Here is a 22,006-nt window from a genome sequence, read left to right as displayed (position 1 = left end):
ATTTTACAGACCTCCTGGTTAGTTTAGTCTTTTAGGTTTTATGTTATCATTAATTTAAAAAATATTAAAAATTTTTATTATGCCTCTAAAATATTTTATTAAAAGACACAATTTATATTCTACTCCCGAGAAAGATAAAATTGAGGTATTAAAGCACTTTTATACTTTTAATCAAATAGACCCTACCATCAAATATATCTATGCTGGGTATGAAGATGATTCTCTTTTGATATATAACTATGATACACCTGAGGGATACAAGTCAACTGAGAGGCCCTGGTATAAAGAGGCTGTAAGGTATTCTCCTAAGATTAGTGAAGGGGTGGTATATCAAGAGTTTGGGAACAAAGAATGGTTGGTAGCCTTGGGTAAGACTCTGGTAGATGAGAAACACAGGATTGTAGGGGTTGTGGCCATAGATACCCCTTTAGAAAATTTATTAAAGGTTTTTAGAGAAAAAATAGGGATTTATGAGACAGCTTATAGCTTTGTGATTAAAAAGGACGGAACGATTCTTATCCATCCAGATGAGAATTTTTTAGGTAAAAAAACGGAAAATCTACCTTTAAAGGAGTTTCTGTCTAATCCTTAAGGGAAGGTGGAGTTTACTCAAGATGGTTTAACCAAGATAGCCTATTACAAAAGGTTGGAAAAATTAAATTGGGTGCTAATAACGGTGGTAGACAAAGCCGAACTTTTAATGCCTGTTTTGATTATCATAGGAATATCCGTGGTTATAATTGGTTCTATCGCTTTTGGTTTGGGTTGGTTTGTAAGCTACTGGCTTACCAAGCACATTACCTCACCGATTAATCTGCTTAAAGAAAATCTTTTAAAGATTTCTAAGGGTATTGAAATTCCTGAGGAGCTTAGACACTATCCTGAAAATGAGATAGGTGCCATTGCTAAAGAGGTAGAAAAACTTGCTTCAAGTGAACTTTTTAAGAAAAAGGTTGAGCTGGAAAAATTAACCGAACGTCTTAGGAGGCTTGCAGAAAGGGATTTTTTGACCCAGCTTTATAACCGATTCAAGTTTATAGAGGAACTAAAAAGAGAGATCAACCGTTATCATCGTTATAAAACTCCTTTTTCTGTAATACTTTTTGATATCGATAATTTTAAAGTTATTAACGATACCTACGGGCATGATAGGGGAGATTATGTGTTAAAAAAGGTTTCCCGTTTGACAGAGGAAAACATCAGGCAAACTGATTTGCCGGCTCGATGGGGAGGAGAGGAGTTTGTTATTCTTTGCCTTAACACCACTAAAGAAGAAGCTATGGTTATAGCTGAAAGGATCAGAGAGAGTATATCAACCTATCATTTTGAGGAAGTAGGAAAGGTTACCATAAGTGGTGGAGTGGTAGAATATCAACAAGGTATGGAACTTTCTACACTCCTTAAAAAAGTAGACGAAAAGTTGTATCAGGCAAAAAAGTCTGGCAAAAATAAAATAGTCTTATAAAGCTTGATAAACTTTACAAGTCTATGTATATTTGAGATAAAATAATCATAGTTTGCGAGGTTGGTATGACAGATTGGGGAAAGGAGTTCGAAGAGTATTTAAATAAGTCTTTTCAAGAGATTGCTGTTGGGGACGTAGTTAAAGGAAAGGTGGTTAAGATAGGCAAAGAGTATGTCTTTGTGGATGTGGGGTTAAAAGGGGAGGCCCTTTTACCTGTTGATGAGATAAAAGACGACAAAGGGGGATTTCAGTTTAGTGAAGGAGAGGAAAGAGAATTTTTGGTGATAGGAAGATCTCCCTTAGGTGGATACTTGCTTTCCTATCAAAAAATAAGAGAAAAGAAGATTAAAGAAAAGATAAAGGATAGTTTTGAAAAAGGGCTTCCTGTGCAGATAAAAATAGTCTCTTTGATAAAAGGAGGATACACGGTTAAGGTTGAGGGCTTTGTTCCAGGGTTTCTTCCCTTTTCCCAGTCCCATTTTAGAGAAAAACTTGATTCTCCTGAGGCTCTTATCGGAAAGAAGTTTGAGGCTTTGGTAGTTAAATTTGATAAAGAGAACCTGGTGGTTTCAAGAAGGGCTTTGCTTGAAAGAGAATATGAACTAAAGAAAAAAGAGGTTTTAAACAAGATAAAAGAAGGTTTGATAGAGGGAGAGGTTTTTAAGAGGGTAGAAGGAGGGTTTCTGATAGATTTTGGAGGGGTGTTAAAGGGTTTCCTTTCTGACAAAGAACTTTCCTGGTTTAGGATAACAGACCCAGAGGGTTTTTTGAAAAGAGGAGATCAAATAAAGGTTAAGGTACTTTCCTTTGATCCTTCTAAGGAACAACTTAAGGTTAGTCTAAAAGCCTTAGAGCCTGACCCTTGGGAAGGAATAACCAATCGTTATCAAGAAGGTCAGCAGGTTAAGGGTAAGGTGGTAGGAATTTTTGATTTTGGGGCTTTTTTAGAAGTAGAACCCGGGGTAGAAGGTTTGGTCCCAAGAAGTGAGATAGGATGGAATAAAAACTTAAAACCTAAGGAGCTTTTGGGTTTAGGGGATTTGGTAGAGGCTGTAATTCTTGAAATAAAACCTTCTGAAAGGAAAATGGTGCTTAGTTTAAGGCGTCTTGAACCAAGTCCTTGGGAAAAGTTTGTAAAAGAGGTAGAGGTAGGTGCTGTATTAAAAGGGAAAATAAAACAGGTGTTAAACCACGGTTTGCTGGTTGAGGTAAGAGAAGGGGTTGACGGTTTTATTCATATATCTAACCTTTCCTGGGAAAGGATAGAAGATTTAAAAGAGAGGTTTAGTCCTGGGCAGGAGATTATGTCTAAGGTGCTTGAGATAGACCTTGAAAAGAGAAAGCTTAGTTTAAGTGTTAAACATCTGACCCCAGACCCTTGGGAAAACTTTGTAGCTTCTCATAAGGTAGGAGATTTGGTAGAAGGAGTGATAAAACGGATAGTATCTGCAGGGGTTATTGTTGAGGTTTTCCAGGGGGTAGAAGGTTTTATCCCTTTTAAAGAACTTTCTGAAGAATTTAAAGGAAAGAACCTTCCCAAACCAGATAAGATAGCTGAAAAATACAAAACAGGGGAGCGGTTAAAAGGTAAAATAGTGATTTTAGACCTTGAAAACAGAAAACTCCATCTTTCTTGTTTGAAATATTTAGAAGAGCTTGAAAACCAAGAGTTAGAAACCTACAAAGAATCCTTTCAAAGAGAAGGAACAGGGTTAAGGTTAGGGGATTTGTTGGCTCAAAAGCTAAGTAAGGGGTAAGGGATTTTTGATGAAACGTCCTTGGTTGGTTTATGGACTGGCTTTTGTTGGTGGATTGGTAGTGTTTTTGTTTGTTTTGAGTTTTATCCTTTCTTTTTTGATAAAACTCAAGGACATAGATTTTGGAAAACCTCAGATAGGGGTTTTAGAAATAAAAGGGGTTATTGCCGATCCAGAAGAATATCTTAGGGCTATAAGGTTTTTAAGAGAGAAGGAAAGTATAAGAGGGGTGGTGGTTCGTATAGACTCCCCAGGTGGTTCTGTAGGGGCTTCTCAAGAGATCTTTGAAGAGTTGAAAAAACTTAGGAGCCTAAAGCCTGTGATAGTTTCCATGGGCAACATCGCGGCTTCTGGTGGTTTTTATGTTTCTCTTGGAGGCAACCAAACTTTTGCCCTTCCTGGGACCCTTACAGGAAGTATTGGGGTGGTGCTTCAGGTGCCTAACCTGGAAAAACTGTTAAAAAAGCTTGGGGTTGAGGCAGAGGTGGTAAAAAGCGGGGAATACAAAGATACCGGATCTTTTTACAGGCCTTTAAGCCCTAAGGAAAAGGTTTATCTTCAGGAAAAAATAAAGATTATTCACACTCAATTTATAAAAGCCATAGCCAAAGAACGAAAGCTTCCTGAGGTCAAGGTTAGAGAGTTAGCTGACGGAAGGATTTTTACCGGAGAAGAGGCCTTAAAATTAGGTTTGATAGATAAACTTGGTGGTTTTTGGGATGCAGTAGAAGAGGTAAAAAGGCTTGCCCAAATAAAAGAAGCCAAACTGGTTTATCTTCCTGAAAAAAAGGTTAGTTTTTGGAAGTTATTAGAGGAGAAAGCCTCTGGATTAGCAGAGTCTTTTTATTTTAAACCCTGGTTTTTTCCTTATTAAGGGTGCGGACTATGAACCGAAGTGATCTGATAGAAAGTTTAAGCTTAAAGTTTTTAGATTTAGAATTGGAAAAAGAAGACTTAAAAGTAATAGTTGAGCTTTTTTTTGAAACCTTAAGAGAAGAGCTAAAAAAAGGTAACCGGATAGAGTTTAGGGATTTTGGGGTTTTTGAACTTAAAAAAAACAAAGGACTCATTTTTAAAAATCCTAAAAACCAACAAAATTATTATGTTAAAAATAAACTGAGGGTAATTTTTAAGCTGGGAAAAGAGTTTAAGGAAAGGTTAAACCTTCCGTTTTTTGCGGCTTTAGACCTGGGAACTCAAACCTTTAGGATTTGTTTAGGAAAGAAAATACAAGATCAGGTATATTTTTTGATAAGAAACCGAGAAAACGTAAGGCTTGGAGAAGGTTTGTTGAACCAGGAAATCACAGAAGAAGCTTTTAAAAAGGGGATTGAAACCCTAAAAAATTTTAAAGAATTGATGGAAACCTATGAGGTAAAAGACTATAGGGCTGTAGGTACGGCGATTTTTAGAAAGGCTAAGAATGCTCAGGAGTTTTTAGCAGAAGCTAAAAAAATAGGTATAGATATAGAGGTGATATCTCCAGAGGAAGAGGTTTTGCTTTCTTTAAAAGGGGTGATGTATAGATTACAATCTCAAGGGTTGGTTGACAAGAAATTCTTGGTGGTAGACATAGGAGGAGGTTCTACAGAGTTTGTTTTGAGTGAAAAAGGGATTCCTAAATGGATTAAAAGTATAGATATAGGGGCGGTTTGGTTAAAGGACCTTTTTCAACTGAGGTATCCGGTAAATTCTAAGGTTTTTAAGTCTATCATGGAATATCTTTCGGATAAACTGGTTGATTTACCTAAAGAAGAGGTAGATTACGTAATTTTTACTGGAGGGACTGTAAGTCTTTTAGGGGCTCTGGATTTAAAGCTAAAGACCTATTCCCCTTATCCATTAAACGGTCATAAAATTTCGAAGGATCGTATAGATATGATAGTAAAAAAATTAGCTAATTGTGACCTTGAGAGAATTTGTAAGATAAAGGGGATGGAAAAGGGAAGAGAAGACATCGCCTTGCCAGGGGCCCTTATTTGCTGGTCTGTTTTAGAATATTTTAAAAAGGATTTTCTTGTCTTAAGTGTATATGGGATTTTAGAAGGTGCTTTACTTTCTTTAATAGAGAGGTATAATTAGTAAAAATTTTCATGTTATAAAGGGGTTCGGTTGTATGTTAGACATCTTATACGAAGCCTATACCTTTGATGACCTACTTTTATTGCCTGCATATTCAGAGGTTTTGCCTAAGGATGTAGAGGTTTCTACCTATATCACTTCAAAGATAAAGCTAAATATTCCTCTTATTTCTGCGGCGATGGATACGGTTACTGAAAGTAGGATGGCAATCAGCATGGCTCGAGAGGGAGGGTTAGGTGTTATTCATCGTAACATGACCCTTGATGAACAGGTAAGAGAAGTAGAAAAGGTGAAAAAATCAGAGAGTGGTATGATCTATGATCCTGTAACCGTTTTACCAGATACTCCGATAAAAGAAGTTCTTAAGCTGATGGAAGAGTTTAAGATTTCTGGTATTCCTGTGGTTGAAGGTCCAAGCAAAAAACTGGTAGGGATTATCACCAACAGGGATTTAAGATTTGAGACCAACTTTGAGCGTCCGGTTAAAGACTTGATGACAAAGGAAAATTTGGTTACAGCTAAACCAGGCATCAGCTTAGAAGAGGCGATTAAGATTTTACACGAGCATAGGATAGAAAAACTTCTTATCGTAGACGATAATTTTTGTCTTAAAGGACTTATTACCATAAAGGATATAGAAAAACTTAAGAAATATCCTAATGCCTGTAAGGATGAACTTGGAAGGTTGCGGGTTGGAGCAGCTATAGGGGTTGGGGCTAATAGGTTAGATCAAGCAGAGAGATTGCTTAAGGCTGGAGCAGACGTTTTGTTTATAGATTCAGCTCATGGGCATTCTAAAAATGTGATAGAGACCATAAAGGAGATAAAGTATCATTTCCCTGATTGTCAGCTGGTAGCTGGTAATGTGGCTACTGCTGAAGGGGCTGAGGCTTTGATAAAGGCTGGGGCAGATGGGATAAAAGTAGGTATAGGACCTGGGTCTATCTGTACTACCAGGATTGTAGCCGGAGCTGGAGTTCCTCAGCTTACCGCTATTCATAACTGTGCGGTTGTAGCAGAAAAATATAGTATCCCTGTGATAGCTGACGGAGGTATTCGGTTTTCAGGAGATATCGTTAAAGCACTGGCTGCAGGTGCTCATGCGGTGATGATAGGTAATCTTTTTGCCGGGACAGAGGAGGCGCCAGGGGAAACCATCCTTTATGAAGGTAGAACCTATAAGGTCTACAGAGGAATGGGTTCTCTTTCTGCTATGACTAAAAGAGGCGGAAGTGAGCGTTACGGGCAGGAAGGAGAAGACCTATCTAAGCTTGTCCCTGAAGGAATAGAGGGTAAGGTGCCTTATCGTGGTCCTGTGTCTAACATGATCTATCAGTTGGTAGGTGGTATTCGTTCAGGTATGGGATACTGTGGATGTAGAACCATCGAAGAACTTAGAAAAAAGGCTAAATTTATCAAGATAACCCCTGCAGGTTATAGAGAAAGCCATGTGCATGATGTTACGATATTAAGAGAATCTCCTAACTACTGGATAGGTAAATAGTTTTAAAGATGTATTAAGAGGGGCAAACTATGCCTTTATATGAATGGCAGGGAAGGTCGGTTACCGGAGAGATAAGAAAGGGGGTTTTAGAAGCTACCAATCCTCAACTGGTAGAGGTTTACCTAAGACGTCTCAACCTTACTCCGATTAAAATCACCGAAAAAAAACAAACTTCCCTTAGATTTTTTAAACTTAAATCAGTTTCTGATAAGGAATTAGCAGGCTTTACCAGACAGTTTGCGGTTGTCTTAGAGGCAGGACTTCCTATAGTAAAATGTCTTGAAATCTTGGCTGAACAACAAAGAAATAAGTATTTTAAAGAGGTTATAAGAGATATAAAGTATAAGGTAGAAACAGGGGTTGCCTTAAGTGAGGCGATGGTTCACTATCCTAAGATTTTTGATAATCTTTACATTCAGATGATAAGGTCTGGAGAATCAAGTGGTAATTTAGACATGATTTTAAATCGTCTGGCTGATTATATAGAGAAGATAGTAGGGATAAAAAGCAAGGTTAAACATGCGATGATTTATCCCTCTGTGGTGGTGGCGGTGACCATTATAGTGATCTCTGTTATCATGCTTTTTGTCATCCCAAAGTTTGCAGAGATTTATGAAAGTGCAGGCCAATCTTTACCATGGCCTACTCAGGTGGTTATTAACATCAGTAAAAACTTCGGGAAGATACTGCTTTTTTTAATCCTTTTAGGGGTAGGTTTAAGTTTGGGTATAAAAGTTTACAGGAGATCCGAGCAAGGAAGATATGTTACAGATAAGTTTTTGTTAAGGTTACCGTTATTAGGAGAGTTGTTTTTGAAAGCGGCAGTCGCAAGAACTGCAAGAACTTTAGCTAACCTGGTAGGGGGTGGGGTTCAGCTTCTTCCGGCTATTACGATAGCTGGTGAAACCTCAGGTAATAAAATCATAGAAAAGGCTATGGAAGAGGTAAGGCTCAACGTTTCTGCAGGTCAGTCTATCGCAGACCCTATGATGGCAACCGGGGTTTTTCCTTTTTTTATGGTAGAAATGGTAAGGGTAGGAGAAATGTCCGGAAAACTCGAAGAAATGCTTAATAAAGTGGCAGGATTTTTTGAAGAAGAAGTAGATAGGATGGTAAACACCCTTTCTACCTTGATAGAGCCTATTTTGATCGTAATCTTAGGTGTGATAGTAGGTGGTATTTTAGTAGCTCTTTACCTACCTATCTTTAAGCTTGGTGAAGTTATCGGTGGAATGCGGTAGTAGTTTTATTAAGGGAGAGCTATGTTCAGAGTTTATAAGTCAGAAAACGGTATTTTATTACCGGCTGAGTCTATTAGCCCTCATACCTGGATCTGTCTTTTTAATCCCTTAGAAGAGGAGATGGCTTACTTAGAGAAGAAATGTCATATTTTCCCGGAGTTTCTTAGATATCCTCTTGATGAAGAAGAAAGACCAAGGATTGAAAAAGAGGAACAACAGGTTCTTATCATCTTACGGGTACCGGATATTATTTCTAAAGGGATCTTCGTAAGATATGAAACCATCCCTATAGGGATAATACTGACAGACGATTATATCATTACGGTTTGTCTTAAAGACCATCCTATTTTTGAAGACTTTGTCACCTTTGCCAATAAGAGTAAGACGTTTGACCTTAGAAATCCTGTTAATTTTTTGCTTAATTTTATGCTAAGTGCTACCTCTCTTTATATTAAACTTTTGAGGATTATAGACAGAACCCTTGAAGAATATGAAGAGGAGATTTTTAAGGCTATAGAAAACGAAGAAATCATCAAAATGCTTAGCATAGAAAAAACCTTAACCTACTTTAACACCTCTTTGCACGGCAACGACACAGTGCTTACTAAGATACAGAGCGGAAGGTACCTAAGATTAACTGAAGAAGACCAAGAGGTTTTAGAAGACCTTCAAATAGAAAACAGACAAGCTATAGAGATGACCAAAGTCTTTTTAAACATCGTTTCAGGCACTATGGATGCTTATACTTCTATCATCAACAACAACCTTAACCTTATCATGAAGTTTTTAGCCAGCATGGCTATCATCTTTTCTATCCCCACTATCATCTACAGCATGTATGGAATGAACATCCCCCTTCCTTTTCAAGAGCTTCCACCTTTTAAAGGTACCTCTTATGCCTTTATTTTTGTGAATTTAATGACCCTTTTTATCATGTTTCTGTTCTTTCTTTTTTTTAGAAAAAAGCGTTATCTTTAATATTATTTTTGATAAGGGAGATCAACCATGCAAATTGATGCTCTTACCTTAGAAACTGAGAAAATTACGGTTAGAGACAAGACGTTTAAAATAATAAGACCAGCCAAACTTGAAGAAATTTTTGAGGGTGACCCCTTTTTAGAGGTAGAGAAGTTTCCCCTTTGGTTTAAGGTATGGGAAGCAAATTTAGTGCTGATAGATTATGTGGCAAGGCTGAGTCCTTCTAAAAAAATCTTAGAGCTTGGGGTAGTTAGCTTGGTAGCCGCAGGTTTTGGGCATGAGGTGTTAGCCACAGATTATGACGAACTACCTTTAAAATTCTTAGAACTTTCTGCTAAAGAAAACGGGCTTTCTATAAGAACTCAGGTGTTAGACTGGAGAAAAGTAACCCTTCACGAAAAGTTTGATGTGATATTAGGGGCTGAGATAGTTTTTAGAAAGAGCTTTTTTGACCCTCTTTTAGAACTTTTTAAAAATCTACTGGTAGACCAGGGAGAGGTAATCCTTGCCCATAGCGGGGACAGAAAAAGACTGTTAGTCCCTTTTCTGTATAAAGCTCAAGAACATTTTGAGGTATTAACCAGCATAAGAAAGCTAAAAGAACAAGAAAGTACTCAGGAGATTATCCTAAATAAGCTTGTTTTTAAAAAGAATTGATGAAGGTCTCTCAGGCCTTTAGTCAAGGAAAAACATTTCTTTCTCAGATAGAAGATCCTGAATACGCTACCTGGGAAGTTCTGTTAATCCTTTCTCATCTTTTAAAGGTAAAACCGTTGTCAGTTTATCTTTGTTTTGACAAGGAGGTTTCAGAGGAAAATTTTTGGGAGATTCTCGAAGAGAGGTTAAAACGAAAGCCTTTAGCTTATATCCTTAAAGAGGCCTATTTTTGGGGGAGAAAATTTGAGGTGGAAGAGGGGGTGTTGATCCCAAGACAAGATACCGAGACTTTAGTTGAGGCTTTTCTTGATTTAGACATAGAACAAGGATGGGTATTAGAGTTAGGGGTAGGCTCAGGGGTGATAGTGATTACCATGCTTTTAGAAAGGTCAGGACTAAAAGGTGTAGGGGTAGACATAAATTCTAAGGCCCTTGCCTTAACTGATAGAAATGCCCGGTTACACCAGGTAGAAGAAAGGTTGTTTTTGTTAAGAGGAGATGGCTTAACTCCTTTTAAAAAGTCTGAAGTTTTTGAGGTGATTTTTTCTAACCCGCCCTATCTCAGTTTAGAAGAATGGGAAAATCTGGAAGAGGAAGTTCGGGACTTTGAGCCTAAGGAAGCTTTGGTTTCAGGTCCCAAAGGGACTGAGTTTCACGAAAGGTTGATGCAAGAGGCTCCTTATTACCTGAAAAAAGGAGGTTTTTTAATTTTAGAAATAGGCTATAATCAGGGAGAAAAAGTTAGAGAGTTGGCTAAAAAATATAGGTGGGAAGCTAAGTTTTATCGAGATTTAAGAGGATATGAGAGGGTAGTGGTGTTATGGAAAGAGTAAGCGAAAGAAGGTATGTGATAAAAGGTGGATACCCTTTAAGAGGGGTGGTAGAGGTTAGCGGAGCTAAAAATGCTGCTTTGCCTGCGATTGCTGCTACTTTGCTTGCACCAGGAGAGTATCGGTTAAAGAAGGTTCCTAAGGTAAGGGATGTTTTTTGTATGCTAAAGATTTTAGAGTTTTTAGGGGCTACCTGGTCTTTTGAAAAGGACGCACTTATAATAAATACCTTAGTTATAAACAAGACTTCAGTTCCTTATGAACTGGCTACTCAGATAAGGGCTTCGGTGTTGTTTTTGGGGGCCCTTTTGGGGGCTAAAGGAGAGGCTGAGGTTCCTCTTCCCGGAGGGTGTGCTATCGGTAAAAGACCGGTAGACCTTCATTTAAAGGGGATGGAAAAATTAGGGGCAGAAATATCTCTGTACCATGGAAACCTGAGGGTAAAGGCTTTAAACCTAAGGGGATGCGAGATAGTGCTTGATTTCCCCTCAGTAACCGCCACGGAAAATTTACTTATGGTGGCCTCTGTAGCAGAAGGGGAGACGGTTATCAAAAACGCAGCTAAAGAGCCCGAGGTTGTCTTTTTAGCTGAGGTTTTAAAAAGTATGGGAGCACATATAAAAGGGGAAGGAGAGGATACCATCTATGTTAAAGGTAAAAAAAAGTTAAAACCTGCAAACATAGAAATCATCCCCGACCGGATAGAGACTGGTACGTTTTTGGTCTTAGGAGGTCTTTTAGAAGAAAACGAGTTAGAGATAAAAAACGTAAACCTATCTTACTTAGAGGTTCCTGTTTCTAAGCTTCGAGAAATAGGGGTTTATGTAGAGAAAACAGGTAAAAGGTCTTGTCTGGTTAAAAGGGAGAAAAGTTTAAAGGCTACCAAAATCGTTACCGCTCCTTATCCTGGATTTCCGACAGACTTGCAGCCTATTTTTACGGTGTTGTTAACCCAGGCTGAAGGCATGTCTTTGGTGGTAGAAAACCTCTTTGAAAACCGATTTTTATACGTTTTTGAGTTAAACAGGATGGGAGCAAACATAAAATTGGAGGACAGGACCGCGATCGTTAACGGTATAACCCCTCTTTTTGGCTCTCCGGTAAAAGCTACAGATCTAAGAGCTGGGGCTGCTTTGGTTTTAGCAGGCCTTTGCGCCGAAAACACGACCACCGTGTATAACATAGAGTTGATAGAAAGAGGTTATGAAAACTTTGTGGAAAAATTACAAGGATTAGGTGCGAAGATAGAAGTTGAGAACATATGAAGTTAATAACTCTGGATCAAGTTTTAAACCAAAACCCTGCCGTAACTTTACTAAAGAGGTCTTTATCTACAGACCGTTTATCCCATGCCTATCTTTTTACCGGTCCTAAAGGGGTGGGGAAAGAAACCACGGCTTATGCCTTTGTTTTTCATCTTTTTTGTCAAAAAGACCCCCTTTCTCCCTGCGGAATTTGTGTAGCCTGTAAGAAGTTATCCAAGGAAACTCATCCTGATGTCTTGAAAATTAGTCCAGAAAAAAAAGAGATAAAGATAGACCAGATAAGGGAGATCATCCATTTTCTAAGATACCATCCTATAGAGGCAAAGTATAAGGTGGTTTTAATTCAAAATGCTGAAAGGATGAACCTTGAGGCAGCGAATGCTCTTTTAAAATCCTTAGAGGAACCCCCTTCTTATGGGATTTTTATTCTTCTTACAGAAAACTTTACCCAGCTTTTACCGACGGTGGTTTCAAGGTCACAGGTGGTCAGGTTTCATCCTTTACCTAAAACGATAGTTTATAAAGTTTTGACAGAACAATATGGATTTGAAAAACAAGTTTCTCAAACATTAGCAGAGATTTCTCAAGGTAGCTTAGGAAGATCGCTGACCATCGCAGAAAAAGGTTTTTTGGAGGAACTTAATAGTTTTGTAAAGGCAGGGTTTTCTAACAGCCCATACCTAAGGTTTAGGGTAGCAGAAAGGTTTGCCAGCTTCAACTACCAAGATTTAGAGGTGGTGTTTTATTTGGTCCTGGTTTGGATATGGAGGTCCTATTTAAAAAGATTGATCGACTATCCCTATCCAGAAGCTTTCCCAGAAGAGATTTATCCCAAAGAGCCCTATCCAGCCTTTTTCTTAATCCAAGAAACCTTACAAGCCTTAGACCGATACCTTAACCCAGAACTGGTGTTCTACAGGTTGTTTTTAAAAATGTTTGATTAAAAAATTAATCTCCAAAGATGCTTGGTGGTGCATAAGGATGGGTGCCTTCTATCACCTCTACTCCGGCTTTTTCTTTAATGGCAGCGATTAGGTCGTCCTTTCTTTTGCAGAACTTCATGATACAGGTGCCTACATGTACAGCATCTACCTTTTCGTTGAGGGCGTTTAATTGTATTTTAAAAAGAAGTAAACTGCAAATTACCCTGTTTTTGTTTCCTTCACAACCTCCACAGTCTACGATACCTACGATCTGAGCACCTTCCTCTTGATATCTTGCGAACTCTCCTTCTTTTCTACTTAAAGCTACAAAACATTTGGCATCCCCTGGACACAGGTTTTGTTCAGAGATCATCTTACATTTTACTAAAACGATGTTTTTCATAGTCAATCTCCTCCTTTACCATAGAAGATAAAGTATATTGTTGATTAACATTATAGAATTATAGATAAAAATTTAGTCTTGTCAAATTTTTAGTGTTTTTTTTCTAACTGATCCATCGGTCTAAAAGCTTTTTTACTTGCTCCACAGATTGGGCATTTCCAGTCTTCAGGCAGTTTCTCAAAAGGTGTCCCTGGAGGGATTTTACCCTTTCGGTCCCCTTTAGAGGGGTTGTAGATATAACCACAATTTGAGGTAGAACATACCCAGCTTCCTTCAAAGTTTTTCATGGTTTTTTCTCTTATGTAGGTTTAATTTTACTACTTAAAATAGATTATAAAAGTAATTTTGCAAGACTTTTTTTTGAATAAATCTAAATTATAAATTAAATATTTTTCTTTTAAAGTAAACAAGAAAACAGGTTAACTTTACAAAAACAGAAAATATGTTATATTTTTATGTAAGGTTTATATGGAATAATTCCGGGGTCGTCTAACTGGCAGGACATGGGACTTTGGCTCCCAGAATCGTGGTTCGAATCCACGCCCCGGAATTTTTTAAATTTTTTGGAGGAGTGGCCGAGAGGTCGAAGGCGCTCGCCTGCTAAGCGAGTGTACGGGCTAAAACCCGTACCGCGGGTTCGAATCCCGCCTCCTCCGTTTTTGAGGAGGAAACTTTCTTATATAAATTCTCTGCCGGCGTAGCTCAATCGGCAGAGCATGGGATTTGTAATCCCAGGGTTGAGGGTTCAAGTCCCTCCGCCGGCTTTTAATTTTTAATTCTTCAGATTTCTATAATAGTTTTTTATCTCCTGCCACTTATCCCAGATTTGCCCAGACCTTACAAGTTCTCTGGCCTTTTCTACACCGGCTCTTATGTCTATTGCTTTTTCACAAAGATAAAGTGCTGCTCCTAAATTCAAAAGAAACATGTCTTTTACAGGTCCTTCAAGTTGGTTTTTAAAAAGTTTTTCTAATAGTTCAAGGCTATGTTGTGGACTTTTAACCTGTAATTCTTCTAAGTTCTCACATCTTTCAAAACCAAAGTCTTCAGGGTCTAAAAAGTAGGTGGTAATCCTTTCGTCTCTTAGTTCTGAAATCTTGGTTGAACCAGTGATGGTAACCTCGTCAAACCCTTCTTCTCCAAAGACCACAAGCGCTCGTTTTACCTTTAAGGCGTCAAGTACATAAGCTATTTTTTCGGTCATCACATAGCTGTAAACCCCAATCAGCTGATGGGTAGGAGAGGCAGGGTTTAAGAGCGGTCCTAAAAGGTTAAAGATGGTTCTACCAAGCTTTTGACGGATGGGGATGACTTTTTTAAAGGCTGGGTGGTATAAGGGAGCAAACAGGAAAGTAAATTTCAGGTCTGTTAAAGCCTGGGCTGAGACTTCAGTGGATAGGTCAAGGGAAATCCCTGAGGCCTCAAGAAGGTCAGCACTTCCTGATTGACTAGAAACAGAGCGGTTCCCATGCTTGGCTACATAAACCCCTTCTACTGAGGAAAGGGCGATGGCTACAGCTGTAGAAAAGTTAAAACTATTTTTAGCATCTCCTCCTGTCCCACAGGTATCTACCAAAATGGCTCCTTCAGGGGGATTAAACGGAAGTTTATTCATGACTTCTCTATAAGCTAAAGCCGCTCCGGTAATCTCTTGCCAGGTTTCTCCCTTTTGTCTTAAGAGTTCTAAAAAAAGTTCTACCTCTTCAGGAGAAAAGTCGTCTGTAGCTAACGACTTAAAGATATGATAGGCTTCTTCTTGGGTAAGATGTTGATTTTTTTTAAGTTTTACAATCCCTTCTTTAAGGGTCATTTTATCCTCCTAAATCCATCTTGTCTACCAGAAGGCTTGGACTACCCACACTTCCATAAAAACGAAGGTCTTTGCCTATAGCCACCACTTTTTTAAACATCTCAAAAATGTTTCCTGAAAGGGCCATCTCACTTAAAACCTTTGCCGGCTCTCCGTTTTTATAATAAACTCCAGAAACCCCTACGGAAAACTCTCCAGAAATAGGGTCTGCTGTGTGACTTCCTAAAAGTTCTAACACCTCAAAAACTTCATTAGAAAATCTAAGTAGCTCTTCTTTAGTATAAGGTCCTTCTTTAAAGTAAAGGTTGGTAGCACTTACTTTAGGACTACTTCTAAAATCATTCCTTCGGGCATTTCCTGAAGTAAAGCTCCCTAATCCCAGGCTTTCTGCCTGCTTTTTCCAGTAGGTATCAAAAAGATAACCTTTTATTACTCCCTTTTCTAAGAGGGGCTTGGTGGTTTGAGGGGCACCCTCGTCGTCAAAAGGTCGGCTTTCGATAAGCCCTTCGGTTAACCCATCATCTATCAGGGTAAGGTTTTCAGAAAAGAACTTCTTTCCTAACTTATCTTTTAGAAAGGATCTTCCTTTTATAACTTCTTCTCCTAAAAAGGAGAACTCCAAAATCTCTAACAGGTCTACAGCCATAAAAGGGGGAAAAAGTACCGGAATTTTAAGATTGACTCCCTTTTGGGTTTGACTTAAGAGTGAACCTCGAACACAGGCCTCTTTTACCCTTTGTTTTAATTCTTCCTTGTCTAAACTCCTTCCTTCATACCATTCATAAGAAGAGGCTTCTTTTTCTCTATTCCCTGCTATCACTGAAATTAAAAAGGTATAAAAAGGTTTTTCCCAAATCAGTAAAATCCCCTTTCTTAAAAGGGCGATTTTGTTTTTTCCCCAGGAAAGTTTGATTTTTTCTACTTTTTTGATGTGGTCAAAACTTAAGGCTATTTCTTCAAACTCAGCTAAAAGAGGGTTAAAGTCCTCATCCGGGATTAAAACTTTAGGAGGAAACACCTCAGAAGGAACCTCTTCTGGAAAAGAAGCAGGCATTCCTTTTTCTGAAAGAACCTTGGCTTTATTCACCGCAAGCTCAACATTAGTTTCATCTAAAGAGGTGGTATAAGAAAGCCCAGCTCTTCCGTTTGGATTCAGATATCTTATCGTAAGACTTTCGTCTTGGTATTCCTCCTCTAAAAAAATTTTCCCCTCTCTTTTTTCTAAGGATTTACCTTTTTCTTTTTCTATCCAAAACTCAAGACCAGGGTCTTTATCAACAAATTTTTTAAAGATCTCTATATCCATGGTCTTCTTACAGATTAGATAAAATTTGTTTTCCTGCAAAGATTGAAGCATCTCCTAAGTATTCTTCAATTCTTAAAAGCTGGTTAAACTTTGCCACCCTTTCTCCTCTGGCAGGAGCACCGGTCTTAATAAACCCGGTGTTAAGAGCTACCGCAAGGTCTGCGATAAAGGTATCTTCGGTTTCTCCTGAACGGTGAGAGATCATACAATTCCACTTATGTTTGTAGGCAAGTTCAACTGCCTCTATGGTTTCAGTAAGAGTTCCTATCTGATTAAGCTTTATAAGCACAGCGTTAGCCATCTTGTTTTCTATACCCCATTTTATCTTTTTAGGGTTGGTCACAAAGATGTCGTCTCCCACTACTTGAACTTTATTCCCTATCCTTTGGGTGATTAATTTAAATCCTTCTGGGTCTTCTTCAGACAAAGGATCTTCGATCGATATGATAGGATAGTTGTTTACCAATCTTTCGTAATATTCTACCATTTCTTCTGTAGATAGTTTTTTGTCGATACCTTTTAGGAAGTAAAACCCGTCCTGATAAAGCTCAGAGGCAGCCACATCCATCGCTAAGGCTACATCTTCTCCTGGGGTATACCCGGCTTTTTCTATAGCTTTTATGAGATATTCTAAAGCTTCTTCAGGAAGTCTTATCTGAGGGGCAAAACCTCCTTCATCTCCGATGGAGGTGCTTAAACCTTCCTGTTTAAGGATACTTTTTAAGGCATGGTAAACCTCAGCTCCCATCCTTAAAGCTTCGGCGAAGGATTTTGCTCCCCAAGGAGCTATCATGAACTCCTGAAAATCTAAGGGGTTATCTGCATGAACCCCTCCGTTTATGACGTTCATAAAAGGTACAGGTAGGGTGCGGGCTCTTATCCCTCCGATGTAAGCAAAAAGGGGCATTCCTAATTCCTCTGCAGTAGCCCTGGCACAGGCTAAAGAAACCCCTAAGATAGCGTTAGCCCCTAAGTTAGATTTGTTTTCTGTTCCATCAAGTTCACAAAGCAGTTTGTCTATTTCTGTTTGTCTTCCTGAGTCTAATCCTTCTAACTGAGGAGCGATGATTTCGTTTACGTTGAAAACCGCCTTTTGCACACCTTTTCCCAAAAATCTTTCTTTCTCTCCATCTCTAAGCTCAAGAGCTTCATACTTTCCGGTAGAAGCCCCAGAGGGAACCGCAGCCCTTCCATAAAAACCGCTGTCTAACCATACTTCTACCTCTAAAGTGGGATTACCTCTGGAATCAAGAATTTCTCTTGCTCTTATGGTTGCTATTTTACCCATGAAGGCCCTCCTAATGTTTTTTGTCCAAGAAAGCTTTAATTTCTTCCCAGTAAACAGGTTTTGTCCCTACTTTACCTACGACGATGCCTGCGGCTATGTTAGCCAGTTCTAAGGCTTTTTCTAACGGGACTCCTGCGGCATAAAAAGCGGTTAAAGAGGAAATCATCGTATCTCCTGCCCCAGACACATCATAAACTTCTTTAGCCTGGGCAGGAAGATGAAGCCCACCCTTTTCTGGCTGTACCAGAAATACCCCATCTTTACCTAAGGTGATCACCAAAAAGTCTAACCCAAACTTTTGTATCAAAGCCTTTCCAGATTGTTCCAAGTCTTTTATAGAAAGATTTTCTTTAAGTGCTGTTTCTTTAAATTCCTTAAGGTTAGGGGTGATGGCTGTGGCCTTTTGGTATTTCTCCCAGCTGATACTCTTTGGGTCAACTAAAACGGCTTTACCTGCTTTTCTGGCCTCCTCTATCAGGTCTTTACAAAAATCTTCCACCTTTAAAACTCCTTTGGCATAATCAGAGAGGATTACCGCATCTGCCTCTGGTAAAATTTTTTGATAGGTTGCTTTTAAAACTTCCATGGTTTCCTGGTCTAAGGGATCTCTTTTTTCAAAATCTACCCTTAAAAGGTGCTGGGATTGAGCTATAATTCTCGTTTTAACGGTAGTAGGTCTTTTAGGGTCTTCCACTATTCCTTGAACTCCTATTCCTTGTTTTATGGCCAACTTTCTTAAGGTTTCTCCCTTATCGTCTTTTCCTACTACCCCCATCAGCTCTATCTGAACCTTAAGCCCTCTTAAGTTAGCAGCAACGTTAGCCGCACCTCCCAAGGTATAATAAGTAGAATTCAGGTCAAAAACAGGTACCGGGGCTTCTGGAGAGATACGGTTTACTTCACCTAAAAAGTAACAGTCTAAGATTAAGTCCCCTACCACGATAACCTTAACCTTTTCAAGCCTTTCTTCCAAGGTTTTTACAAAATTTTTGTTAAAGGTTTTTTCTTTTTTCATGGTTTAAATAATAATCTTTATTTTTATTTTCCCTTTTGAGATTTTTCTGCAGCCTTTTCGGTAGATTTTTCAAAGGGGGTTTTAATCAGAGGCAATCCTGCTATTTCTCTTATTTTATTTTCTATCTCTAAGGCAAGTTGTTTGTTTTCTTTTAGTAATTTTCTTACGTTTTCTTTGCCTTGCCCAAGTCTTTCTCCCTGGTAAGAGAACCAGGAACCGCTCTTTTCGATGACTTCCATCGCGACCCCCAGGTCAACCAGCTCAGCCTCCTTAGAGATACCTTCTCCAAAATAGATGTCAAATTCCACCTCTTTAAAAGGAGGGGCTAATTTGTTTTTTACCACTTTTACCTTTACCCTATGTCCTAACTGTTCTTGCCCTTCTTTTATGGAGGCGATTTTCTTTATCTCAAGCCTTAAAGAAGCAAAAAACTTAAGGGCCATACCTCCAGGGGTGGTTTCTGGTGGACCTCCGTAGCTGAAAGTCCCTATCTTCATTCTGGTTTGGTTAATAAAAACTACAGCAGTATTGCTTTTAGAGATGGCAGAGGTAAGTTTTCGCATGGCTTTAGACATAAGACGAGCCTGTAGTCCTACTTGTTGGTCTTCCATTTCGCCTTCTATCTCGGCCTTAGGCACAAGAGCTGCAACTGAGTCTATTACTATGATATCTACCGCCCCGCTTCTGGCTAACACCTCTGCTATCTCTAAGGCTTGCTCTCCTGTGTCTGGTTGGGACACAAGGATGTCTTCGATGTTAACCCCTAATTTTTGGGCGTAGTTTAGGTCTAAGGCATGTTCAGCATCGATAAAAGCAGCTACTCCTCCCTGTTTTTGAGCCTCAGCTACCATGTGAAGGGCTAAGGTAGTTTTACCTGAAGCCTCAGCCCCGTAGATTTCTGTTATCCTTCCTCTGGGTATACCTCCTATACCTGTAGCAATGTCAAGACTGAGGGACCCGGTAGGAATTACAGAAACTTCTATTTTTTGAGCCCCCTCCCCGAGTTTCATGATAGAACCTTTACCAAACATTTTCTCTATTTGAGAAATAGCAGCCTCTACCGCTTTTTTCTTTTCTGAAACATCCATAAATACCCCCCCCAGTTATTTCTTTTCTTTATCATACCATAAAAATTTTTTTTAAAAAAGGTATGAATTTTAGCCTCAAAATCTTCAAAATTTTAAACTTTAAAATTAAAATCTTTATCATGGAGTTTTATCGAAAAACCACAGAAGAGATTTTAGAAGTTTTAAACATCGGTCCAACAGGTCTTTCAGACAGAGAGGCTACCAAAGGCTTGAGATTTATGGAAAAAAACGTTTTGAAAAAGAAAAAGAAAAGATTTCCTTTAAATAAACAGTCTTATTGGGTTTATACAGCTCTATAGAGCAGAAAAGGCAATGGAAGCCCTTTCAAAGATGCTTTCTCTTTATGCGATAGTTATAAAAGACGGGAAGATAAAAAAATCCAGGCTGAGGAACTTGTTCCAGGGGATATAGTTTTGATCTAGGCAGGAGAGGTTATCTCGGCAGACTTAAGGCTTTTAGAGGCCTATCAACTTAAGGTTGACGAATCTTTACTTACCGGTGAATCTGTTCCTGTTTTAAAACAGGTTGAACCAATTTCAGGAGAAAAATTGCCTGTTTCTGAACAGAAGAACATGGTTTTTAAAGGAACTTTTGTGACCAGCGGAAGGGGCAATGGAGTCGTGGTTGCTACAGGAATGAATGCTGAGCTTGGAAAAATCGCAAAAATGGTCTAACAGGAAGATCCTAAGACTCCTCTTCAGAAAAGGCTTACTGATTTTGGGAAAAAACTGGAGTACTTATCATTTTTATTTGTTTGATTGTTTTTGTTCTCGGGGTTTTAAGAGGTGAAGAACCTTTAAGGATACTTCTTACCTCGGTTGCTTTGGCTGTGGCTGCGGTGCCTGAGGCCTTGCCAGCAGTGGTGACCATCACCCTTGTTCTTGGTGCCAAAAAATGGTTGCTCTAAACGCTTTTGTAAGAAATTTGCCTGCGTTGGAAATCTTAAGTTCGGTAACCTTTATCTGTACAGATAAAACCGGCACTTTAACCCAAAATAAAATGACAGTAAGAGAGGTTTTTTCGTTTGAAAAACAGACCAATTATCTTTTTTTATGTATGGCTTTAAATAACGATATCAGGTGTACAGAGGAAGGTACCCCTACCGGAGACCCTACAGAAATTGCCCTTTATGAATATCCGAAAGAGAACCATTTTGAAAAAGCCGAGCTTCAGAAAAAGTTGCCTCGGGTGTTTGAAATTCCCTTTGACCCAAAAAGAAAGGCTATGACCAAGGTTCATAAAAAAAGAAAACGGGTATCTTGTTTTCACTAAAGGTAGTTTAGAAAACTTACTTGAAAAGGCAGAATTTATTTTGCTCGAGGACAAGGTAGTCCTTCTTACAGAAGAGACAAAAAAAAGAGATCTATGATAAGGCTTTAGAGTTTGCCAAGAAAGGTATGAAGTGTTAGCCTTTTCATATAAGGAAATATCTGAGCTTTTTGAAACCGAAACTCTAGAAAGTAAACTAATTTTTCTTGGGTTTTGTGGAATGATTGATCCACCGAGAAAGGAAGTAAAGGAGGCTATAGCCCTTTGTAAATCTGCAGGAATAAAGGTGGTGATGATCACAGGAGACCACCCTTTAACTGCCTGGGCTATCGCTGAAGAACTTACCATCGTTGAAAAAGATGAGCCTTTAGATAGTGTGCTGATTACAGGGAAAGAATTAGAGGAAATGTCTTTAGAGGAATTCGAAAAAAGGATAGAAAAAATAAAGGTTTATGCAAGGACATCTCCTGAGCAAAAGTTAAAGATTGTAGAGGTTTTGCAGGAAAAAGGGCAGTTTGTGGCTATGACAGGGGATGGAGTAAACGATGCCCCAGCCTTGAAAAAGGCAGACATAGGGGTTGCCATGGGAAGTGGGACTGAAGTCGCTAAAGAAGCAAGCGACTTGATACTTCTTGATGATAACTTTACCACCATTACTAAAGCGGTAAAAGAGGGGAGAAGGATCTATGACAACATAAGAAAGTTTGTAAAATACACCATGACCAGCAACTCTGGAGAACTCTGGACGGTAGGATTGGCTACTTTCTTAGGGACACTTGTCAAGAGAATTGTGTCTCCTTATAAAATCTCTTTACAAACATTTGCCTCAATTCGTATAAAGCAGACTTAATTAAAGGAAGTGGTTTTTGCCATCTCGTTTTCTGAATCCGACTTACTGTTATGTATATCGCAACCTCTGCTGTCTTGATTGATTGAAAATATCCCCCTGTATTTACCCTTATCAGCTCTATCCTGCTATTTATATTCTCAACCACATTCGTCGTGTATATATACCTCCTCACCCCCTCAGGATATTTCTTATAAACAAAATAATGCTCCTTCTTTTTCAAAAGTCCCTTTATATAAGCTGGATACTTCTTCTCATAACTCTTACATAATTCCTCA

The 22,006-nt window shown here is 38.8% G+C and carries 25 protein-coding genes and 3 tRNA genes; 20 read left to right on the top strand and 8 right to left on the bottom strand.

Going from position 1 to position 22,006, the window contains the following annotated elements:
* Nucleotides 1-79: 79 nt before the first annotated feature.
* From G580_RS0107930 to holB, 12 genes are all read left to right on the top strand, one after another.
* A complete protein-coding gene (locus G580_RS0107930; protein WP_028841715.1) occupies nucleotides 80-592 on the top strand; it encodes a cache domain-containing protein in 513 nt (170 codons plus the stop codon).
* Nucleotides 593-598: 6 nt separating this feature from the next.
* Nucleotides 599-1,465 (top strand): sensor domain-containing diguanylate cyclase, encoded by an 867-nt coding sequence (locus G580_RS11105; protein WP_051173259.1) that lies wholly within the window; start codon nucleotides 599-601, stop codon nucleotides 1,463-1,465.
* A gap of 65 nt (nucleotides 1,466-1,530) precedes the next feature.
* The gene (locus G580_RS0107920) at nucleotides 1,531-3,222 is read left to right on the top strand and encodes a S1 RNA-binding domain-containing protein (RefSeq protein ID WP_028841713.1); all 1,692 of its coding nucleotides are present in this window, start codon (nucleotides 1,531-1,533) and stop codon (nucleotides 3,220-3,222) included.
* A 10-nt stretch (nucleotides 3,223-3,232) separates the two neighbouring features.
* Nucleotides 3,233-4,096 (top strand): signal peptide peptidase SppA, encoded by an 864-nt coding sequence (gene sppA / locus G580_RS0107915; protein ID WP_028841712.1) that lies wholly within the window; start codon nucleotides 3,233-3,235, stop codon nucleotides 4,094-4,096.
* 11 nt (nucleotides 4,097-4,107) lie between these two features.
* A complete protein-coding gene (locus G580_RS0107910) occupies nucleotides 4,108-5,304 on the top strand; it encodes a Ppx/GppA phosphatase family protein (RefSeq protein ID WP_028841711.1) in 1,197 nt (398 codons plus the stop codon).
* A 34-nt stretch (nucleotides 5,305-5,338) separates the two neighbouring features.
* Nucleotides 5,339-6,808, top strand: a complete 1,470-nt coding sequence (guaB, locus tag G580_RS0107905; protein WP_028841710.1) for an IMP dehydrogenase — start codon at nucleotides 5,339-5,341, stop codon at nucleotides 6,806-6,808.
* Nucleotides 6,809-6,837: 29 nt separating this feature from the next.
* Complete coding sequence (locus G580_RS0107900; protein WP_028841709.1) at nucleotides 6,838-8,049, top strand: type II secretion system F family protein; 1,212 nt, start codon at nucleotides 6,838-6,840, stop codon at nucleotides 8,047-8,049.
* Nucleotides 8,050-8,070: 21 nt separating this feature from the next.
* Nucleotides 8,071-9,027 carry a magnesium transporter CorA family protein gene (locus tag G580_RS0107895; RefSeq protein WP_028841708.1) on the top strand — a complete coding sequence of 319 codons (957 nt, stop codon included), beginning with the start codon at nucleotides 8,071-8,073 and terminating at the stop codon, nucleotides 9,025-9,027.
* Nucleotides 9,028-9,054: 27 nt separating this feature from the next.
* Complete coding sequence (locus G580_RS11100) at nucleotides 9,055-9,684, top strand: class I SAM-dependent methyltransferase (protein ID WP_051173258.1); 630 nt, start codon at nucleotides 9,055-9,057, stop codon at nucleotides 9,682-9,684.
* The gene (prmC, locus tag G580_RS0107885) at nucleotides 9,684-10,517 is read left to right on the top strand and encodes a peptide chain release factor N(5)-glutamine methyltransferase (protein ID WP_051173256.1); all 834 of its coding nucleotides are present in this window, start codon (nucleotides 9,684-9,686) and stop codon (nucleotides 10,515-10,517) included. Before G580_RS11100 ends, prmC begins: the two co-directional genes overlap by 1 nt.
* Nucleotides 10,505-11,779 (top strand): UDP-N-acetylglucosamine 1-carboxyvinyltransferase, encoded by a 1,275-nt coding sequence (murA, locus tag G580_RS0107880; RefSeq protein WP_028841706.1) that lies wholly within the window; start codon nucleotides 10,505-10,507, stop codon nucleotides 11,777-11,779. Before prmC ends, murA begins: the two co-directional genes overlap by 13 nt.
* The gene (gene holB / locus G580_RS10525) at nucleotides 11,776-12,723 is read left to right on the top strand and encodes a DNA polymerase III subunit delta' (RefSeq protein WP_051173255.1); all 948 of its coding nucleotides are present in this window, start codon (nucleotides 11,776-11,778) and stop codon (nucleotides 12,721-12,723) included. The genes murA and holB overlap by 4 nt, the downstream gene beginning before the upstream one ends.
* Nucleotides 12,724-12,727: 4 nt before the next feature.
* Here the strand turns inward: holB and G580_RS0107870 are convergent, their stop codons facing one another.
* Together G580_RS0107870 and G580_RS0107865 are read right to left on the bottom strand one after the other, a co-directional pair.
* The gene (locus G580_RS0107870; RefSeq protein WP_028841705.1) at nucleotides 12,728-13,105 is read right to left on the bottom strand and encodes a CGGC domain-containing protein; all 378 of its coding nucleotides are present in this window, start codon (nucleotides 13,103-13,105) and stop codon (nucleotides 12,728-12,730) included.
* Between the two features lie 89 nt (nucleotides 13,106-13,194).
* Nucleotides 13,195-13,392 (bottom strand): rubredoxin, encoded by a 198-nt coding sequence (locus tag G580_RS0107865; protein ID WP_028841704.1) that lies wholly within the window; start codon nucleotides 13,390-13,392, stop codon nucleotides 13,195-13,197.
* A gap of 191 nt (nucleotides 13,393-13,583) precedes the next feature.
* Between G580_RS0107865 and G580_RS0107860 the strand changes: the two genes are divergently transcribed.
* The 3 genes from G580_RS0107860 to G580_RS0107850 all read left to right on the top strand — a co-directional run bounded on the left by G580_RS0107860 (nucleotide 13,584) and on the right by G580_RS0107850 (nucleotide 13,869).
* A tRNA-Gln gene (locus tag G580_RS0107860) sits at nucleotides 13,584-13,655 on the top strand.
* A gap of 15 nt (nucleotides 13,656-13,670) precedes the next feature.
* Nucleotides 13,671-13,761: transfer RNA gene (locus G580_RS0107855), tRNA-Ser, on the top strand.
* Between the two features lie 35 nt (nucleotides 13,762-13,796).
* Nucleotides 13,797-13,869, top strand: a tRNA-Thr gene (locus G580_RS0107850).
* A gap of 8 nt (nucleotides 13,870-13,877) precedes the next feature.
* Here G580_RS0107850 and trpD read toward each other — a convergent pair.
* Genes trpD through recA form a run of 5 tightly spaced genes read right to left on the bottom strand, consistent with a single transcriptional unit; the run spans nucleotide 13,878 to nucleotide 19,612 of the window.
* Nucleotides 13,878-14,915: an anthranilate phosphoribosyltransferase gene (gene trpD / locus G580_RS0107845; RefSeq protein WP_028841703.1), complete on the bottom strand. Its 1,038-nt coding sequence runs from the start codon at nucleotides 14,913-14,915 to the stop codon at nucleotides 13,878-13,880.
* Between the two features lies 1 nt (nucleotide 14,916).
* Entirely contained in the window at nucleotides 14,917-16,221 is a 1,305-nt protein-coding gene (locus tag G580_RS0107840) for a TldD/PmbA family protein (protein WP_169357117.1), read from the bottom strand.
* Nucleotides 16,222-16,228: 7 nt separating this feature from the next.
* Nucleotides 16,229-17,509, bottom strand: a complete 1,281-nt coding sequence (eno, locus tag G580_RS0107835) for a phosphopyruvate hydratase (RefSeq protein WP_028841701.1) — start codon at nucleotides 17,507-17,509, stop codon at nucleotides 16,229-16,231.
* A 10-nt stretch (nucleotides 17,510-17,519) separates the two neighbouring features.
* Nucleotides 17,520-18,524 (bottom strand): D-glycero-beta-D-manno-heptose-7-phosphate kinase, encoded by a 1,005-nt coding sequence (gene rfaE1, locus G580_RS0107830; RefSeq protein WP_051173253.1) that lies wholly within the window; start codon nucleotides 18,522-18,524, stop codon nucleotides 17,520-17,522.
* Between the two features lie 23 nt (nucleotides 18,525-18,547).
* Nucleotides 18,548-19,612, bottom strand: a complete 1,065-nt coding sequence (recA, locus tag G580_RS10520; RefSeq protein ID WP_038041904.1) for a recombinase RecA — start codon at nucleotides 19,610-19,612, stop codon at nucleotides 18,548-18,550.
* 62 nt (nucleotides 19,613-19,674) lie between these two features.
* On the opposite strand from recA, the gene G580_RS0107820 reads away from it, so the two are divergent.
* The 5 genes from G580_RS0107820 (at nucleotide 19,675) to G580_RS11090 (ending at nucleotide 21,731) form a co-directional block, all read left to right on the top strand.
* Entirely contained in the window at nucleotides 19,675-19,911 is a 237-nt protein-coding gene (locus tag G580_RS0107820; RefSeq protein ID WP_028841699.1) for a hypothetical protein, read from the top strand.
* Nucleotides 19,912-20,046: 135 nt separating this feature from the next.
* Complete coding sequence (locus G580_RS11875) at nucleotides 20,047-20,286, top strand: P-type ATPase actuator domain-containing protein (RefSeq protein WP_083960844.1); 240 nt, start codon at nucleotides 20,047-20,049, stop codon at nucleotides 20,284-20,286.
* Nucleotides 20,287-20,366: 80 nt separating this feature from the next.
* On the top strand, nucleotides 20,367-20,519 hold the full coding sequence (locus G580_RS11870; RefSeq protein WP_169357115.1) for a P-type ATPase actuator domain-containing protein: 153 nt from the start codon (nucleotides 20,367-20,369) through the stop codon (nucleotides 20,517-20,519).
* Entirely contained in the window at nucleotides 20,507-20,884 is a 378-nt protein-coding gene (locus G580_RS11095; protein ID WP_028841698.1) for a hypothetical protein, read from the top strand. The genes G580_RS11870 and G580_RS11095 overlap by 13 nt, the downstream gene beginning before the upstream one ends.
* A 130-nt stretch (nucleotides 20,885-21,014) precedes the next feature.
* Nucleotides 21,015-21,731: an HAD-IC family P-type ATPase gene (locus G580_RS11090; RefSeq protein WP_028841697.1), complete on the top strand. Its 717-nt coding sequence runs from the start codon at nucleotides 21,015-21,017 to the stop codon at nucleotides 21,729-21,731.
* Here G580_RS11090 and G580_RS11335 read toward each other — a convergent pair.
* The coding region (locus tag G580_RS11335; protein WP_038041903.1) for a transposase at nucleotides 21,661-22,006 on the bottom strand (346 nt) is incomplete at its 5' end. The genes G580_RS11090 and G580_RS11335 overlap by 71 nt on opposite strands.

This window comes from Thermodesulfobacterium hveragerdense DSM 12571 (assembly GCF_000423845.1).
GTDB lineage: Bacteria > Desulfobacterota > Thermodesulfobacteria > Thermodesulfobacteriales > Thermodesulfobacteriaceae > Thermodesulfobacterium > Thermodesulfobacterium hveragerdense.
The sequence above is the reverse complement of the archived record's forward strand: the minus strand, read 5'-3'. Positions and strand labels throughout refer to the sequence as shown.

Bases quoted from the DNA above. Each gene is read 5' to 3' on its own strand.
- G580_RS0107910 (WP_028841711.1), top strand. From the start codon at position 4,108: ATGAACCGAAGTGATCTGATAGAAAGTTTAAGCTTAAAGTTTTTAGAT.
- holB (WP_051173255.1), top strand. From the start codon at position 11,776: ATGAAGTTAATAACTCTGGATCAAGTTTTAAACCAAAACCCTGCCGTA.
- guaB (WP_028841710.1), top strand. From the start codon at position 5,339: ATGTTAGACATCTTATACGAAGCCTATACCTTTGATGACCTACTTTTA.
- G580_RS0107870 (WP_028841705.1), bottom strand. From the start codon at position 13,105: ATGAAAAACATCGTTTTAGTAAAATGTAAGATGATCTCTGAACAAAAC.
- recA (WP_038041904.1), bottom strand. From the start codon at position 19,612: ATGGATGTTTCAGAAAAGAAAAAAGCGGTAGAGGCTGCTATTTCTCAA.
- sppA (WP_028841712.1), top strand. From the start codon at position 3,233: ATGAAACGTCCTTGGTTGGTTTATGGACTGGCTTTTGTTGGTGGATTG.
- G580_RS0107895 (WP_028841708.1), top strand. From the start codon at position 8,071: ATGTTCAGAGTTTATAAGTCAGAAAACGGTATTTTATTACCGGCTGAG.
- G580_RS0107820 (WP_028841699.1), top strand. From the start codon at position 19,675: ATGAATTTTAGCCTCAAAATCTTCAAAATTTTAAACTTTAAAATTAAA.
- G580_RS0107920 (WP_028841713.1), top strand. From the start codon at position 1,531: ATGACAGATTGGGGAAAGGAGTTCGAAGAGTATTTAAATAAGTCTTTT.
- prmC (WP_051173256.1), top strand. From the start codon at position 9,684: ATGAAGGTCTCTCAGGCCTTTAGTCAAGGAAAAACATTTCTTTCTCAG.
- eno (WP_028841701.1), bottom strand. From the start codon at position 17,509: ATGGGTAAAATAGCAACCATAAGAGCAAGAGAAATTCTTGATTCCAGA.
- G580_RS11100 (WP_051173258.1), top strand. From the start codon at position 9,055: ATGCAAATTGATGCTCTTACCTTAGAAACTGAGAAAATTACGGTTAGA.
- murA (WP_028841706.1), top strand. From the start codon at position 10,505: ATGGAAAGAGTAAGCGAAAGAAGGTATGTGATAAAAGGTGGATACCCT.
- trpD (WP_028841703.1), bottom strand. From the start codon at position 14,915: ATGACCCTTAAAGAAGGGATTGTAAAACTTAAAAAAAATCAACATCTT.
- G580_RS0107900 (WP_028841709.1), top strand. From the start codon at position 6,838: ATGCCTTTATATGAATGGCAGGGAAGGTCGGTTACCGGAGAGATAAGA.
- G580_RS0107865 (WP_028841704.1), bottom strand. From the start codon at position 13,392: ATGAAAAACTTTGAAGGAAGCTGGGTATGTTCTACCTCAAATTGTGGT.
- G580_RS11095 (WP_028841698.1), top strand. From the start codon at position 20,507: ATGGTTGCTCTAAACGCTTTTGTAAGAAATTTGCCTGCGTTGGAAATC.
- G580_RS0107930 (WP_028841715.1), top strand. From the start codon at position 80: ATGCCTCTAAAATATTTTATTAAAAGACACAATTTATATTCTACTCCC.
- G580_RS0107840 (WP_169357117.1), bottom strand. From the start codon at position 16,221: ATGGATATAGAGATCTTTAAAAAATTTGTTGATAAAGACCCTGGTCTT.
- rfaE1 (WP_051173253.1), bottom strand. From the start codon at position 18,524: ATGAAAAAAGAAAAAACCTTTAACAAAAATTTTGTAAAAACCTTGGAA.